This is a genomic window from Streptomyces sp. DI166, assembly GCF_900091315.1.
In the GTDB taxonomy this organism is placed as follows: Bacteria; Actinomycetota; Actinomycetes; order Streptomycetales; family Streptomycetaceae; genus Streptomyces; species Streptomyces fuscus.
The window spans coordinates 1-15,071 of sequence record NZ_FLSP01000141.1 but is presented as its reverse complement, the minus strand read 5'-3'; the positions used below and the strand labels follow the sequence as shown (position 1 = coordinate 15,071).

Sequence of the window (15,071 nt, the reverse complement as noted above, 5' to 3'; positions counted from 1 at the left end):
GCGACATCCGTGAGGAGCAGCGCGGCAACCCCCGCTTCGAGCGCGGCCACGCCAAGCTGCTGGAACTCGGCGACAACGGTGACGCGATCTTCACCGCCCTCGCCGACGTGGCCCCCGACATGGGCCGCTACGTCGCCGAGTTCGTCTTCGGCGACCTGTACGGCAGGGGCGGACTGGACGACCGGCAGCGGCAGTTGGTCACGCTGGCGCTGCTCACCGCGCTCGGGGACACCGAGCGGCAGTTCGCCTTCCATCTGAACCTGGCCCTGAACGCGGGCGTCACCCCGCAGGAGGTGGTGGACGCCCTGGTGCACGGCCTGGCCTTCGTCGGCTTCCCGCGCACCTTCAACGGCCTCAGCACGGCCAAGCGGGTCTTCGCCGAGCGCGGCCTGCTGCCGGTGGCGGACGCCCCGGCGGCCGACGCCCCGCTCGCCGAGGCCGGCTGACACTCCCGCCCCGTGCGCGCCCCCACCCCCGTCGGGCACGCGCGGGGCGGGCCCCTTTCCCACGCCCCAGGAGGGACCCGCCATGCGCCGCCGCCCGGCCGCGTTCTTCGACGTCGACGGCACCGTCATCAACGCCACCAGCATGTTCCGCTTCCTGGAGTTCCGCCTGGCCGCCGAGGGCCACCCGCCGTCGGCGTACCGCCACGAACGCCAGCGCCTCAAGGCGATGACCGCGGCGGGGGTGCCGCGCTCGGAGACGAACCGCGCGTACTTCGCCTCGTACGCGGGAGCGGACGTACGGGCCGTCGCCGCGCTGGCGGAGGAATGGTTCCGGGCGGAACTGGACCGGGGCGGCTTCTACAACGACCAGGTGGTGCAGGCCCTTCACGCCCACCGACGGGCCGGGGACCTGATCGTCCTGGTCTCGGGTTCCTTCCGGGACTGCCTGGCCCCGATCGCCCGCCACCTCGACGCGGACGTGGTCCTGTGCACGGACCCGGAGACGGCACACGGCCGGTACACGGGCCGGGTGGCCCGCCCGATGATCGGCGAGGCGAAGGCGGAGGCGATCCACGCCCTGACCGACCGGGCCGCCCTGGACCTCATGGCCTCCACGTCCTACGGCGACCACGTCTCCGACCTGCCCCTGCTCCGTACGACGGGCCGGGCGGTCGTGGTGGGCGAGGACCCGGAAATGCGCGAACAGGCCCGCCGCCACAACTGGCCCCTGTGGCCGCGTCTCTCACCCGACTCCCAGCTCGCGCACAGCCACGGGTCCTACGTTCGGGCCCATGACGGGAAGCCACGAGGATGAGGAGCTGGCGCGGACGGCGGTGACCGCGCTGACGGAACAACTGGCCCTGACGTCGAAACCGGGCCTGCCCGACCCCTCCCACCCGGACCACCACACCCTGCGCTGGTCGGCGAAGGCCCTGGCCCCCGGCCTCGCGGCCATCGCGGCGGCGGCCCGCCGCACCGGCGAGCCGACCCCCGCCCTGCGCGCGGAACTCGGCGCGATAGCCCGCGGCACGGAGCACTCCGTTTGTCTTGCGGGCGGCGGACACCGGGGCGCGCTGTGGACGCTGGGCCTGCTGGTGGCCGCGGCGGCGATGACCCCGGCCGACGTACTGCCGACGGCGAAGCGCCTTGCCGCCCTCCCCGACCGAGGCGCCCCGCGCCGCCCGTCCCGGGGCTCCACGATGTCCGCCAAGTACGGCGCCCAGGGCGCCCGCGGCGAGGCCCGCGCGGGCTTCCCGCACATCCGCAGAGCACTCCCGCTCCTCACGGAGTCCCCCGCCTCCCGCCGAAACGCCCTCCTCACCATCATGTCCACCCTCCGCGACACAGAACTCCTGTACACCGCAGGCCCCCACGGCCTCCACCACGTCCAGGCCCGCGCGGCCGACATCCTGTCGACGGGCGGCACGGACACCCTTGCGGGAGCCAGGGCCCTGTCAGCCCTGAACACGGACCTACACGAACGGGGCTGGACCCCGAGGGGGAGCGCGACACTACTGACGGGGGCACTGTTCGTAGCGTCGCTGCGCCGCGAAACCCCCGTAGCTGCGGGCAGTCGTGCCGCTGGGGCGCCGCCGTACCCGCGTAGCAGTGGCCGACCGCGCCGCCAAACCCACATAGCTGCGGGCAGTCGTGCCGCTGGGGCGGCACGGGTGGGCGCAGCGGCACCCGGCCAGCGCCGGTGAGCGCACTCCCGCCCGCCCCGGCCCAGCGCGCCGGTGAGCGCACCCCCGCCGCCCCAGCCCAGGGCACCGATCAAGCAACCGGCACCAGGACCGCCTCCCGCCGCGCCGAAGCCCACCGCGCCGCCGGCCCCATCGCATACGACGCCCCCAAGGTCGCCGCCCCCAACAGCCCCACCCCCAAGGCCCCCACTCCACCAGCAGCACCGTCAGCACCAGCGGCCCCGCAGTCCGCGCCACCGTCACCCCCGTCCCGAAGAACCCCTGGTACTCCCCGACCCGATCCCCAGGCGCCAGATCGAACGACAACTGCCAAGCCCCCGCCGACTGCCCCATCTCCCCCACGACAAGCAGCACCGCCCCCACCACCAGCACCCCCACCGCAACCCACGCCGACCCAGCGGGCCCCGACACCGCGAACACCCCGCACGCCGCGCCCATCACCCACCCCGACCGCCGCAACACCCCCACCGCGGACAGGATCCCGGTCACCCCCCGAGCCACCCGCACCTGAAACAGCATCACGGCAACGGTGTTGAGCACGAACAGCACGGACACCACCCACTCGGGCGCCGCCGTCCGCTCGGCAACCCACAGCGGCAACCCCAGACTCAACAACGGCATCCGCAGCAGCAGCACGGCGTTCAACGCGGCCACGACCACATACGGCCGATCCCGCAGCACCGTCACGGACGCCCCAGCGGAACGATTCACGGCCACCGGCGCCACCGAGGGCAACCGCGACAACACCCCCGCGCACAGCAGAAAACTCACCGCGTCGAAGGCGAACACCCCGAGATACGCGCCCCGCGACCCCACATGCAGCGCCAGCCCACCCAGCCCCGCCCCCACCGCGAGCCCCGCGTTCAGCGTGGACTGCAGATGTGCCAGCAACCCGGTCCGCTCCTCGGCGGACACCAGCCCCGCCAGCAGGGCCTGCCGAGCCGCCGCCAGCCCGGACTGCGCGGTGGCATAGACGACGGCGGCCGCCACGAACGGCCAGAACCCCCGCACGACAAGGAAGGACGCCACCGACAGCCCGGTCGCGAGCGCGAGCAGCACCGCCGTCCCCCGCGCCCCACGCCGGTCCGCGAGCCGCCCCAGCGGCACCCCCGCCAGCGACCCGACCGCCCACGCGACGGTCAGCCCGAGCCCGACCCGCGCGGGGTCGAGCCCGACGACGTAGGTGAAGTACAGCGCCGAGGTGACATAGAAGGCACCGTCACCGACCGAGTTGGACAACTGGGCCAGCGCCAGGACGCGTTGCGGACCCGCGGGCGGAACGAGTGAGTTCGTCATACAGACGACACTAGGAACCAACTGGACCCATAAACAGGACCACTAACAACCAAAAATCTTGGCCCAATTACCCCCGCCGTCCGGCCCCCTACGCCCCGCCCAACACCCTCCCCAACACCTCCACCGCCTCCGGATACACCCGCTCCCGAGGCGTCCCGTACCCCACGACCAGCCCCTGACGGCCCCCCTCCCCATGCCAGTGCTCCCCCAGCGCTCCCACCGCGAGCCCCTCCGCCCGCGCCCGCGCCAGCACCTCCGCCTCGTCGTCGACCTCCACCAGCGCGTGCAGCCCGGCCGCGATGCCCCGCACCCCGCGCACTCCCGGCCGCCCCGCGATCCGCTCCACGAGCAGGTCCCGCCGCCTGCGGTACCGCAACCGGCTGGCCCGCACATGACGGTCGTAGGCATGGCTGTCGATCAGCTCGGCGAGCGCCAACTGCCCCAAAGTCTCCGTGTGATGGTCGCTGTGCAGCTTGACGTCGACGACAGCGTCCACAAGGGCGGGCGGCAGCACCATCCACCCGAGCCGCAACGCGGGCCCGAGCGTCTTGGAGGCGGTCCCGAGATACACCACGCACCCCGGCGCCATCCCTTGAAGCGCCCCCACGGGCTGCCGGTCGTACCGGAACTCCCCGTCGTAGTCGTCCTCGACGATCAGCGCGCCACGCGCGCGTGCCCAGTCGGTGAGCGCCCGCCGCCGTTCCGGATGGAGCGTGACCCCGGTCGGGTACTGATGCGCGGGCGTCACGACGACCGCCGCCGCGTCCCCGAGCCCGTCCGCCACGGCCCCGCGCTCGTCCACCGGCACCGGTACGACAGTCCCGCCGTTGCGCCGCACGACCTCCCGATGAAAGGGCAGCCCGGGATCCTCCATCCCGAACCCCCCGCCCTCGTCGAGCACCCGCGTGAGCAACGCCAGCCCCTGCACGTACCCGGAGGTGACCACGATCCGCTCGGGCGGCGCGATGACGCCTCGCGCCCGCCCCAGATACCCGGACAGCGCGGTCCGCAGTTCGATCCGTCCCCGCGGATCGCCGTAGTCGTATGCGAGGGACGGCGCTGTCGCCACGGCCCGCCGCAACGCCCGCAGCCAGGCCGCCGCCGGAAACGCCCCCACATCGGGACTCCCCGGCCGCAGATCGAACTTCGGCGCACGCACGCGTGCCGCTGTCTCCACCGCCCCAGCACCGGGGGAGGCAAGCTCGGCAACCCGCGTCCCGGACCCCTGCCGCGCGGTGAAGTACCCCTCGGCGACGAGCTGGTCGTACGCCGCCTTCACGGTGTTCCGCGAAACCCCCAGCTCCTCCGCGAGCCGCCGCGTCGCAGGCAACCGTTCCCCGGCCGCCAGCCGCCCGTCCCGCACGGCATCCCGCAGAGCCCGCTCCAGCCCGTCCCGCCGCCCCTCACCGGGGGCGAGCTCCACGTGCAGGTCCACAGAACTCCCCGCTAAGAGCGCCGTTCCTCGCGTACCGACTCCACCTCGACCCGCGGGGACGGAAGGTGCTTCTCCCACGGCACGAACACCGTTCCGGTGACCGTTGTCCCGGCATCCACCGTCGCCGTGGCCCACTCAAGGGTGTGGCTGCCGTCGCTGGTGAAGCTGAACCCGACCCGGAACTCGACCGGGTCGGAGTAGGGGTTGCGAATGGTGTACTCCGCTTCCGCCACGAACTTCTCCTCGCGCCAGCGGGTGCCGTAGTCGGTCACCTCCACCTCCGGTGCTTCGCCGAGCGAGTCGGTGGAGCTGACGCAGCCGGTGACGGCGACGAGGAGAAGTGCGGCAGTGGATAACACGGATCGTGGTCGCATGGTGCGGCACGCTAGAGCGCGCCCCTCGAACACACCAAGCATTTCTCCGTACCGAGGGTGTACATCGAGTCATCCCACGGGGCGGACCGTCAGCCCTTCAGCCCCGCCATCCAAGCCTCGACCTCGTCCGACCGCCGCGGCAGCGCCGCCGACAGGTTCCGGTTGCCGTTCTCCGTGACGAGGATGTCGTCCTCGATCCGGACGCCGATGCCGCGGTACTCCTCCGGGACGGTGAGGTCGTCGGCCTGGAAGTACAGGCCGGGCTCGACCGTGAGGACCATGCCCGGCTCCAGCGTGCCGTCGACGTACGACTCGACCCGCGCGGCAGCGCAGTCGTGGACGTCCATGCCGAGCATGTGGCCCGTGCCGTGCAGCGTCCAGCGGCGCTGGAGGCCCAGCTCAAGGACCCGCTCCACGGGACCCTCGACCAGACCCCACTCCACCAGCCGCTCGGCGAGCACCCGCTGGGCGGCGTCGTGGAAGTCCCGGTACTTCGCGCCCGGCTTCACGGCCGCGATACCGGCCTCCTGGGCGTCGTACACCGCGTCGTAGATCTTCTTCTGCAGCTCGGTGTACGTGCCGTTGATCGGCAGGGTGCGGGTGACGTCGGCCGTGTAGTACGTGTGCGTCTCCACGCCCGCGTCCAGCAGCAGCAGGTCGCCGGAGCGCACCGGGCCGTCGTTGCGCACCCAGTGCAGGGTGCAGGCGTGCGGACCGGCCGCGCAGATGGAGCCGTAGCCGACGTCGTTGCCCTCGACGCGGGCGCGGAGGAAGAACGTGCCCTCGATGTAGCGCTCCGAGGTCGCCTCGGCCTTGTCGAGGACCTTCACCACGTCCTCGAAGCCGCGCACGGTGGAGTCGACGGCCTTCTGCAGCTCGCCGATCTCGAAGTCGTCCTTCACCAGCCGCGCCTCGGAGAGGAAGACCCGCAGCTCCTCGTCCCGCTCGGCGGTGACCTTGTCGGTCAGCGCGGCCTCGATCCCGGCGTCGTAGCCGCGTACGACGCGGACCGGGCCGGTGGCCTCGCGCAGCTTGTCCGCCAGCTCGCGCACGTCGGAGGCGGGGATGCCGTACAGCGTCCCGGCCTCGGTGAGGGAGTGCCGGCGGCCGACCCACAGCTCGCCCTGGCCGGAGAGCCAGAACTCGCCGTTCTCCCGGTCGGAGCGCGGCAGCAGGTAGATCGTGGCCTCGTGACCGTCGGCCACGGGCTCCAGGACCAGGACGCCGTCCTCGGTCTGGTTGCCGGTGAGGTAGGCGTACTCCACCGACGCGCGGAAGGGGTACTCCGTGTCGTTGGAGCGGGTCTTCAGGTTGCCCGCGGGGATCACCAGCCGCTCACCGGGGAAGCGGGCGGAGAGCGCGGCGCGCCGGGCGGCGGTCTCGGCGGCCTGGGGGATCGGCTCCAGGTCGCGCAGCTCGGTGTCGGCCCAGCCGGACTTCATGTTCTCGGCCAGCTCGTCGGAGACGCCCGGGTACAGGCCGTTCTTGCGCTGCTTGATCGGCTCTTCGGACTCTTCCGGGGTCTCCGGCGTGAGTTCTTCCGACACGGTCATCCTCCTAGATACGGCACTGGACCCCCTCCATCGTACGGTCGCGAGGAAGGGGGCCCAGGGGCGAAGGACCTGTTACCGGGCTCACGTACTCCTACTCGAAGCGGGCCGCGAGCAGCACCACGTCCTCGGAGTGGTCCGCCGCGTCCAGGCCGTCGGGGAGCACCGTGCGCAGGACGTGCTCGGCGACGGCGTCCGGGTCGTTGCGGATCGAGCGGGGTACTCCGGCCGCCGCGGTGTGCAGCCGGGCGAAGGCCCGGTCCGTGGCGTCGCCGGTACGGTGCAGCAGCCCGTCGGAGTAGAGCAGAACCGTCTCTCCGGGCTCCACCTGGAACTCCACGCTGGGCGCCTCCCAGCAGGCCAGCATGCCGAGCGGGGCGGAGACGGAGGTCTCCACGAACTCGGTGCGGCGCTCGCCGATCAGCAGCGGCGGGCAGTGCCCGGCCCCGGCGAGGGTGATCTTGCGCAGCGCGGGTTCGCAGTAGGCGAACAGGGCGGTGGCGGAGCGGGCGGGCTCGGTCAGACGCAGCAGCAGCTCCAGGTCGGACAGGACCGCGACCGGGTCCTCGCCCTCCATCACCGCGTACGCCCTGAGCGAGGCGCGCAGTCGCCCCATCGCGGCGATCGCGCTCGGCCCCGAGCCGGTGACCGAGCCCACGGCGAGCCCGAGGGCGGCGTCGGGCAGCGGCAGCGCGTCGTACCAGTCGCCGCCGCCGAGCGGCCCGGTGCGGTGCCGGGCGGCGAGCTGGACCCCGGCCACCCGGGGCAGCCGGGACGGCAGCAGTTCCTCCGCCATCGTCGCCATGCACGCGCGCGTGCGCTCCACTTCCAGCAGCCGGGCCAGGTGCTCGGTGGCGTGGCTGGTGTAGAGGCCGACGAGGTGCCGCTGCCGCTCGGCGGGTTCGGCGGGCTCGTCGTAGAGCCACACGGCGGCGCCGAGCCGGCCGGCAGCCTCGGTGCTCAGGGGGAGGGCGTAGCTCGCGGCGTAGCCGAGGCGGGCGGCCACCTCGCGGTGCCGGGGGTCGAGGCCGTCCTCGGCGAACAGGTCGGGCTGGGCGATCTCCCTGTCCCCGCCGGGCAGCCCGTCGAGGATCTTCCCGTACGACATGGCGCCGCGCGGCACGGTCTCGATGGTGCCGAGGTCGGCGCGGCCGAGGCCGAGGCCGACGGTGGTGTCCGGGCCCCGTCCGTCGGCGGGCTCCAGGACGACGAGTCCGCGCCGGGCGCCGACGAGGGCGGCTCCGGCGCGGAGCAGTTCCTGGAGGGCGTCGGAGAGGGAGTCGGTTCGCGCCAGTCGCTCGGTCAGTTCGTGCAGGGTGGTGAGGTCGGAGACCCAGCCGGCGAGACGGTCCTGGAGGAGGAGTCCGGCGGCGCCGGTCGCGGCGACGGCGGTGGCGACGGAGCGTTCTGCGTCTGCTGTGCTTTCTGCGCTTTCCGATGCCACGGGCGCGGGCGCGACAGTGTGTGCGGGCGAGGGAACCGTTGAATCGATTCCGGCCACTTTCGGAGGGTGAGGGGCGTTCATGGCGTCCGGCTTTCCGACCGGTGCGTATTGCTCAAAAGCATCGCAAACCCCCATGTCATTCTGCGCCGCTAGCAGTGTCTCCACATGTACACGCACTCGTGAGGGGATGTCCAGCATTGTCCTGCTGGGATTCCTGGTGTCCATGGGTCCTGAGTGGACATCTCCCCAACCCCTTGCGGAAAGGCAAAGTTGGCTTAAAACTGCCTCAGTGAACGCGTTATTGCGGTCGACTGGCCTTGCTCCACGGAGCGTCACAGCGGTCGTGATGGGTACGTACTCGGAGAAGGCCAGGGGTGGTTGACAGACACCCGGAACCTGGTGACCGGACCCGGGCGTCTTAGCCACCGACGACCGTGCCCCATCCTCCCGTGGCGGAGGCGAAGAGAAATACGCGGGACGGCAAAACGCCAGACTTCGCCACCCCACGCCACGCCCATGCTTTTGATAGACGCGGTATGGACGAGGCTGTCACGGACGCAGCCAACGATCGGCCCATAGGGGTTCCCCTTGCGTGCAGCGGGGGTGTGATGCGCCAACAGGTACGCACAGTGAAGTGATCGACACATGATGTGATGTGGACCACGGTGTTGCCAGCGGTGCAACGGAAAGGAACGAGCGCTCATGCGCGAGATCCTCGGAAGGCGACGCAGGCTCCTGTCCCAGCGCGGCGAGGGGCGGCCTGAGTTGCTCAGCGCGGCCCTGACCTTCGCGACTCAATGGCAGTGGCCCGTACTCCCGGGTGTGACGGCGGACGCGCGGGGCCGCTGCGGCTGCCCCGACCCGGAGTGCACGGTGCCCGGTGCGCACCCCTTCGATCCCGGGCTCCTCGCGGCCACCACCGACGCCCGGATGGTGCGCTGGTGGTGGACCAACCGGCCGACCGCCCCCATCGTGCTGGCGACCGGCGGAAAGGCGCCCTGCGCGGTCAGCCTGCCCGCCCTGCCGGCCGCCCACGCGCTCGCCGCACTCGACCGCAAGGGCATGCGGCTCGGCCCCGTCATCGCCTCGCCCACCCGGTGGGCGCTGCTCGTGAAGCCGTACTCCATGGAGCAGTTGGGCGAGCTGCTGTACGCCAAGGACTTCGTCCCCGGCTCCCTGCGGTTCCACGGCTCGGGCGGCTACATCGCCCTGCCCCCCTCCGAGACCGGCCAGGGGGCCATCACCTGGGAGCGCGCGCCGCTGCCCGGCTCGGCGTCCCCCTGGGTGCCGGACGTGGAGGCCGTGGTGGACGCGGTGGTGGAGGCCCTCACTCGTACGGGTGTGAGCGCACCCGAGTTGTAGGGGTGTCGGGCGCGCGCCGGTCCTGGCGCGCGCCCTCGCGTCGTTATCGTCCGTCCATGAACGTCCGACTCCTCGCCCTCGCGGGCGTCGCGGTGTGCGCGGTCGCGCTGCCGCTGGCCGTGGCGTCCGCGGGGCAGGTCGGCTCCGGAGGACCGGCTGCCCTGGGGGCACCGGCCGTGTCCGGGGAACAGGTCGCCCCCGGGGACCGGGCCCCCTCCGCGGGCCGGGTCGGCGAGGCCCTCCTCGGTACGTCCGGTACGGCTGGTGCGGCGCCGCCCGGTGACGCCAAAGCGGCCTCCCCCTCGCCGCCGCACCTCGGCCTCGGCCGGGCCACCGCCGCCCGCTGCGGACCCGAACTCACCTCGCCCGAGGGCATCGAGGCACAGACCTGTGTCCTCACCCAGGGCGAGGAGACCTGGGCGCGCACCTACTACCGCAACACCACCGGCGGGGCGCTGGAGGCGGTGCTGAGCCTGATGGGGCCCGCCGGGCGCGCGGTGCAGATGCGCTGTGCGGTGAGCGCCGACGACGAGCCCGGCACCTGCGAGACACCCCGTGAGCCGGTCCGGGGCGGGCCGCAGGAGTACACCGCGGTCGCCGAGTTCGCGGCCTCCGCCGAGGAGCCGCTGTTGCTGCGTTCCGGCAGCAACTCCTCCGCGCCTACCAGCAGTTGACGTCCGACCGCGTTCTGTACAGCTCGGCGGGCATGGAAAGACCCGGTTGCTGGCGACGGGGGATGCACCAGCAACCGGGCTACTGGAACGGTAACAAGAGATCGGCCGTTAGCAAATTCGATCCGGGCTTTCCGGTCACCGATTTCCGTGTCTTGACCGGGAGTTGTGATCGGATTCACCGATTCCGGACCTCGTCCGCAGCTGACCGGTCGGTCAGCTGCGGACGCTCCTCACCGCGTGCGTCAGCTCAGTGTGACCTGGCGGTTGGTGAGGCCGCCGCGCGCGCGGCGCTCGTCCGCGGTGAGGGGCGCGTCGGACGCGAGGGCCTCCGCGAGCCGCTCGGCGAACTCCGCCGCGGGCTTCTCCACGTCCTGGGCGCCCATCTCGCGGGGCAGGTCCCAGACCGGCACGGTCAGGCCGTGGGCGCGGAAGGAGCCCACCAGGCGGGTGCCCTCGCCCAGGCTGGACCTCCCGGCCGCGTGCAGCCGCGCGAGCGCGTCCAGAAGCTGCTCCTCGGGGTGCGGCATGACCCAGCGCAGGTGGTTCTTCTCCGGCGTCTCGCACCAGTACGCGGCGTCCACGCCGGTCAGCCGGACGGTCGGGATGGCGGCGGCGTTGGCCCGCTCCAGGGAGGCGGTCACCTCCGGGGTGGCGTTCTCCGCGTCCGGCACCCAGAACTCGAAGCCCGTGTGCACAACTGGCTCGAACGCGCCTTCCGGGTCGAGCAGATCCTGCAGCCGCGGACCGTCGGCCGGGGCGCGCCGGGCCTGCACCGGGGAGCCCGGCTCCGCCTCCAGCGCGCGCTGCAGGGTGTCGGCGAGGTCGCGGCTGATGTCGCCGGAGGCCGTGTCGTTCTGCAGGCCCAGCAGGACCGAGCCGTCATCGCGGCGCAGCGCGGGCCAGGCCATCGGCAGCACGGTGGCGAGGGTGACGGAGGGAACGCCCTCGGGCAGGCCGCCCTTCAGCGTCAGCGGCACGGTGGCGGCGGGCACCAGCTCGCGCAGGGCCACCCAGTCGCACTCGCCCGGCAGCCCCTCGAACGGGCGCTGCACCAGCTCGGTCACGGCCTCGGCGGCGGCCTTGCCGTGACACGCCTTGTAGCGGCGGCCACTGCCGCACGGGCACGGCTCGCGGGCGCCGACGACCGGGATCTCTCCGTCCGTGAGCTGCGGGCGCGCGGCCTTCGTCTGGGGTCGCTTCTTGGCCATGAGGGTGTCTCCCGGAAACGGCTCGTCTCGTACGTCGGGAGCCTAGCTGTTCACGCCATGACCGACGTGACCCTGTGGACAACGCGTCACCAGGGCGGTCGGGCCGGGAGGGTCAGTCCAGGTCCTCGAAGGCGTCCGCGAAGTCCAGTTCCGGGATGGCGGCGACCGCCGGTGCGGCGACGCGCGTAGCGAAGTCGTGGCGCCGGTGCGCGTGCGAGTCGTGGACCACGACCCATACGGTGACCTCGCCGTGGACGTCGTCGCGGACGCCCCAGTCCTCGGCAAGCGCGGTGATGATGTTGAGCCCACGGCCGCCGTGCGCGGTGACCGAGGGCGTGGCCGGAGCCGGGCGGGTGGGCCCGCCGCCGTCCGTCACCTCCACGGTGAGCCGCCCGGTGGCGTCCACCCGCCACGCGGCCCGTACGTCGCCGTCCCCGGCCAGGGCGTCGCCCAGTGGCCGACCGTGTTTGCACGCGTTGCTCAAGAGCTCGGAAAGGATCAGTACGGCGTCGTCTATGACCGATTCCGCCACCCCGCCGCTGCGCAGTTGCTCGCGCATCCGGCGTCTCGCCTTCCCCACGCCCGCAGGGCCATGGGGTACGGCCATGCTTGACGACGTGGGCACCTCCTGTGCCACCACCAACGCCACCCCCGAGACCTCCTTCGCCCCACGCCACGGTGTGGATGCCCCATTGGCCTGTACCGGAAACCGGCCAACCCTGGTCCGGTGACGCATTCGAAACGATCGAATACGCAGCGAACGCGCCGGAGCACTCCCTGTAATTACTTGGCTGGAAATCGACGGTGTGGCCGAGATGTGGAGGATGGGGCCGCTGTGACGCCGGGGTCAAGAGGTCGTACCCGGACAGACGGGCCCACGCCGGTCACGATTCGGCTTTCCGCAGCTCAGCGGCCGAGCTGGTGCAGTACCGCGCGGGGCCGGTTGGTGATGATGGCGTCCACGCCCAGCTCCGTGCAGAGGTCCACGTCCTCGGGCTCGTTCACGGTCCACACGTGCACCTGGTGACCGGCGCGCTTCAGCCGTTCCACGTACGCGGGGTGGCTGCGCGCGATCCGGATCGACGGTCCGGCGATGCCCACGCCCGCGGGGAGCCGTCCGTCGCGCAGCCGGGGCGAGACGAACTGCATGAGGTAGACCGTCGGCAGTGTGGGCGCGGCGGCGTGCACGCGGTGCAGCGAACGCGCCGAGAAGCTCATCACGCGGACCGGGGACTCGGCGGGCGAGGCCGGGGCGTCCAGTCCGAACCGCTTCAGCAGGTGCAGCAGCCGCTCCTCGACCTGGCCGGCCCAGCGCGTGGGGTGCTTGGTCTCCACGGCCAGCTCCACCCGCCGCCCGGCGTCGGCGACCAGCTCCAGCAGCCGTTCCAGGGTGAGTACGGACGTGGCCTCGCGGTCCTCGGGCCGGTGCTCCCAGTCGGGTTCCTCGTCCGGGCCGCGCCCGGTCTTCCAGGAGCCGAAGTCCAGTGCGGCGAGGTCGGCGAGCTCCAGGGCGGAGACGGCGCCGCGGCCGTTGGAGGTGCGGTTGACCCGGCGGTCGTGGACGCAGACGAGATGACCGTCCGCGGTGAGCCGGACATCGCACTCCAGGGCGTCCGCCCCGTCCTCGATCGCCTTCCGGTAGGCGGCCAGGGTGTGTTCGGGCGCGTCCTCGGAGGCTCCGCGGTGGGCGACGACTTGAGGCGTGTGCTGTCGTGCGTGGGTCACCGCGTCATGGTGCCATCGAGCGGGGGTAGGCGTGTCGGGGGAGGCGTAAGGATGCGCCCTTTTAGTCGGACATGACCTATATAAAGAATGGTCACGGACCCACAGCCACCGCTTATGGTGCTCTGACGGCCCGTGGGAAAAGCTGACCGCATACAAAAACCATGCACAGCTGAAGCGCACCGGGCCGTCGACACACGTGAACGGGCGTGACCGAGTGCGACCGAAAACGACAGCCGTGGATCGAGGAGAGAAGCTGTGAGCACCGAGAACGAGGGCGCCGCGGTACCCCCGGCCCCTTCCGCACCCCCCGTGCCGGTGGACGCTCCCGCTGCTCCGGAGGCCCACCCGGCACCCCCGACGGCCCCGCCCGCGCACCAGGCGCCCTCCGAGGCGTCCTGGCCGCCCCCGGCCCCGGCGACGCCCTCCTACGCCCAGCAGGGCCCGGACGCCTCCGCCGGAGGAGGCGGCTCGGACGCGCCCACGGTCTGGGGAGCCGCGTACCAGCAGCCCGCCCCCGCACCCGCCCCCGCGGGCCGCAAGCGAGGCGGCCTCCTGGCCGCGGTCCTGGTCGCCGCGCTGCTCGCGGGCGGGATCGGCGGTGGCATCGGCTACACCCTGGCCAAGGACGACGACTCCTCCTCCACCACGGTCTCGGCCGCCGACACCGGCGGTGACATCAAGCGCGACGCGGGCACCGTCGCGGGCGTCGCCCAGCGGGCGCTGCCGAGCACGGTCACCATCGAGGCGGAGAGCAGCAGCGGGGAGGGCGGCACCGGCACCGGGTTCGTCTTCGACACCGAGGGCCACATCGTCACCAACAACCACGTGGTGGCCGAGGCGGTCGACGGCGGCAAGCTGGCGGCGACCTTCCCCGACGGCAAGAAGTACGACGCCGAGGTGGTCGGTCACGCCCAGGGCTACGACGTCGCCGTCATCAAGCTCAAGAACGCCCCCTCGGGTCTGAAGCCGCTCACCCTGGGCGACTCCGACAAGGTGGCGGTGGGCGACTCCACGATCGCCATCGGCGCCCCCTTCGGCCTGTCCAACACGGTCACTACCGGCATCATCAGCGCGAAGAACCGCCCGGTGGCCTCCAGCGACGGCACCGGCTCGAACGCCTCGTACATGAGCGCGCTCCAGACCGACGCGTCGATCAACCCGGGCAACTCCGGCGGCCCTCTGCTGGACGCCAAGGGCAACGTCATCGGCATCAACTCCGCGATCCAGTCCACCGGGAACGGCCTGGGCGGCTCCGGCCAGTCCGGCTCCATCGGCCTGGGCTTCGCCATCCCGATCAACCAGGCCAAGTACGTCGCCCAGCAGCTGATCAAGACCGGCGAGCCGGTGTACGCCAAGATCGGCGCCTCGGTCTCCCTGGAGGAGGGCACGGGCGGCGCGAAGATCAGCGAGGACGGCGCGGGCAACTCCGAGCCGGTGGAACCGGGCGGCCCCGCCGACAAGGCCGGCCTCAAGCCCGGCGACGTCATCACCAAGCTCAACGACCGCGTGATCGACTCCGGCCCCACCCTGATCGGCGAGATCTGGACCCACAAGCCGGGCGACAAGGTCAAGATCACCTACGAACGGGGCGGCGACACCCGCACGGTGGAAGTCACCCTCGGCTCCCGAGTGGGCGACAACTGACCGGCACCGCCCCGACCCGACCCGTTACTCTTGTCCCCGCGCCGGGATCTTCCCGACGCGGGGAGGCGTGCCCGAGCGGCCGAAGGGAACGGTCTTGAAAACCGTCGTCGTGGCAACACGACCGTGGGTTCAAATCCCACCGCCTCCGCAGCGTGAGCAGTGAGAACGGCCCCTGACCAGGCCCATCGGTCAGGGGCCTTCCCCATGCCC

The 15,071-nt window shown here is 72.2% G+C and carries 13 protein-coding genes, 1 tRNA gene and 1 pseudogene; 7 read left to right on the top strand and 8 right to left on the bottom strand.

The features are described from left to right. The 3 genes from GA0115233_RS37370 to GA0115233_RS37360 form a co-directional block, all read left to right on the top strand. Positions 1-446: carboxymuconolactone decarboxylase family protein (locus GA0115233_RS37370; RefSeq protein ID WP_218063631.1), on the top strand; the 446-nt coding region annotated here is incomplete at its 5' end. An 82-nt stretch (positions 447-528) separates the two neighbouring features. Next, positions 529-1,260 carry an HAD family hydrolase gene (locus tag GA0115233_RS37365; protein ID WP_093724848.1) on the top strand — a complete coding sequence of 244 codons (732 nt, stop codon included), beginning with the start codon at positions 529-531 and terminating at the stop codon, positions 1,258-1,260. After that, positions 1,238-2,149, top strand: coding sequence for a triphosphoribosyl-dephospho-CoA synthase (locus tag GA0115233_RS37360; protein ID WP_093724846.1), 912 nt, complete (start codon positions 1,238-1,240; stop codon positions 2,147-2,149). The genes GA0115233_RS37365 and GA0115233_RS37360 overlap by 23 nt, the downstream gene beginning before the upstream one ends. Positions 2,150-2,219: 70 nt before the next feature. Here GA0115233_RS37360 and GA0115233_RS37355 read toward each other — a convergent pair. The 5 genes and pseudogenes from GA0115233_RS37355 to GA0115233_RS37335 all read right to left on the bottom strand — a co-directional run bounded on the left by GA0115233_RS37355 (position 2,220) and on the right by GA0115233_RS37335 (position 8,446). Next, positions 2,220-3,445 (bottom strand): annotated as a pseudogene (locus GA0115233_RS37355) (MFS transporter). Between the two features lie 88 nt (positions 3,446-3,533). After that, positions 3,534-4,880 (bottom strand): MocR-like pyridoxine biosynthesis transcription factor PdxR, encoded by a 1,347-nt coding sequence (locus GA0115233_RS37350; protein WP_093724844.1) that lies wholly within the window; start codon positions 4,878-4,880, stop codon positions 3,534-3,536. Positions 4,881-4,891: 11 nt separating this feature from the next. Continuing rightward, the gene (locus GA0115233_RS37345; RefSeq protein WP_093724842.1) at positions 4,892-5,239 is read right to left on the bottom strand and encodes a hypothetical protein; all 348 of its coding nucleotides are present in this window, start codon (positions 5,237-5,239) and stop codon (positions 4,892-4,894) included. A 104-nt stretch (positions 5,240-5,343) separates the two neighbouring features. Then, positions 5,344-6,801: an aminopeptidase P family protein gene (locus GA0115233_RS37340; RefSeq protein WP_093724850.1), complete on the bottom strand. Its 1,458-nt coding sequence runs from the start codon at positions 6,799-6,801 to the stop codon at positions 5,344-5,346. 97 nt (positions 6,802-6,898) lie between these two features. After that, entirely contained in the window at positions 6,899-8,446 is a 1,548-nt protein-coding gene (locus GA0115233_RS37335; protein WP_093724840.1) for a PP2C family protein-serine/threonine phosphatase, read from the bottom strand. Between the two features lie 504 nt (positions 8,447-8,950). Between GA0115233_RS37335 and GA0115233_RS37330 the strand changes: the two genes are divergently transcribed. Both GA0115233_RS37330 and GA0115233_RS37325 read left to right on the top strand, forming a co-directional pair. Continuing rightward, a complete protein-coding gene (locus GA0115233_RS37330; RefSeq protein WP_093724838.1) occupies positions 8,951-9,610 on the top strand; it encodes a bifunctional DNA primase/polymerase in 660 nt (219 codons plus the stop codon). 56 nt (positions 9,611-9,666) lie between these two features. After that, positions 9,667-10,284 carry a hypothetical protein gene (locus tag GA0115233_RS37325; protein WP_093724836.1) on the top strand — a complete coding sequence of 206 codons (618 nt, stop codon included), beginning with the start codon at positions 9,667-9,669 and terminating at the stop codon, positions 10,282-10,284. Between the two features lie 242 nt (positions 10,285-10,526). Here GA0115233_RS37325 and GA0115233_RS37320 read toward each other — a convergent pair whose 3' ends face one another. The 3 genes from GA0115233_RS37320 to GA0115233_RS37310 all read right to left on the bottom strand — a co-directional run bounded on the left by GA0115233_RS37320 (position 10,527) and on the right by GA0115233_RS37310 (position 13,217). Then, positions 10,527-11,492: a DUF5926 family protein gene (locus tag GA0115233_RS37320; protein WP_093724834.1), complete on the bottom strand. Its 966-nt coding sequence runs from the start codon at positions 11,490-11,492 to the stop codon at positions 10,527-10,529. A gap of 112 nt (positions 11,493-11,604) precedes the next feature. Further along, the gene (locus tag GA0115233_RS37315) at positions 11,605-12,228 is read right to left on the bottom strand and encodes an ATP-binding protein (RefSeq protein WP_093724832.1); all 624 of its coding nucleotides are present in this window, start codon (positions 12,226-12,228) and stop codon (positions 11,605-11,607) included. 170 nt (positions 12,229-12,398) lie between these two features. Next, entirely contained in the window at positions 12,399-13,217 is an 819-nt protein-coding gene (locus GA0115233_RS37310; RefSeq protein WP_093724830.1) for a glycerophosphodiester phosphodiesterase, read from the bottom strand. Positions 13,218-13,472: 255 nt separating this feature from the next. Here GA0115233_RS37310 and GA0115233_RS37305 point away from each other — a divergent pair, with 255 nt between their 5' ends. Both GA0115233_RS37305 and GA0115233_RS37300 read left to right on the top strand, forming a co-directional pair. Then, positions 13,473-14,861 (top strand): S1C family serine protease, encoded by a 1,389-nt coding sequence (locus GA0115233_RS37305; RefSeq protein WP_093724828.1) that lies wholly within the window; start codon positions 13,473-13,475, stop codon positions 14,859-14,861. Positions 14,862-14,922: 61 nt separating this feature from the next. Next, a tRNA-Ser gene (locus GA0115233_RS37300) sits at positions 14,923-15,009 on the top strand. Positions 15,010-15,071 lie beyond the last annotated feature (62 nt).

Coding starts and splice junctions, on each gene's coding strand:
- GA0115233_RS37365 (WP_093724848.1), top strand. CDS start 529: ATGCGCCGCCGCCCGGCCGCGTTCTTCGACGTCGACGGCACCGTCATC.
- GA0115233_RS37360 (WP_093724846.1), top strand. CDS start 1,238: ATGACGGGAAGCCACGAGGATGAGGAGCTGGCGCGGACGGCGGTGACC.
- GA0115233_RS37335 (WP_093724840.1), bottom strand. CDS start 8,446: ATGCTGGACATCCCCTCACGAGTGCGTGTACATGTGGAGACACTGCTA.
- GA0115233_RS37330 (WP_093724838.1), top strand. CDS start 8,951: ATGCGCGAGATCCTCGGAAGGCGACGCAGGCTCCTGTCCCAGCGCGGC.
- GA0115233_RS37325 (WP_093724836.1), top strand. CDS start 9,667: ATGAACGTCCGACTCCTCGCCCTCGCGGGCGTCGCGGTGTGCGCGGTC.
- GA0115233_RS37320 (WP_093724834.1), bottom strand. CDS start 11,492: ATGGCCAAGAAGCGACCCCAGACGAAGGCCGCGCGCCCGCAGCTCACG.
- GA0115233_RS37315 (WP_093724832.1), bottom strand. CDS start 12,228: ATGCGTCACCGGACCAGGGTTGGCCGGTTTCCGGTACAGGCCAATGGG.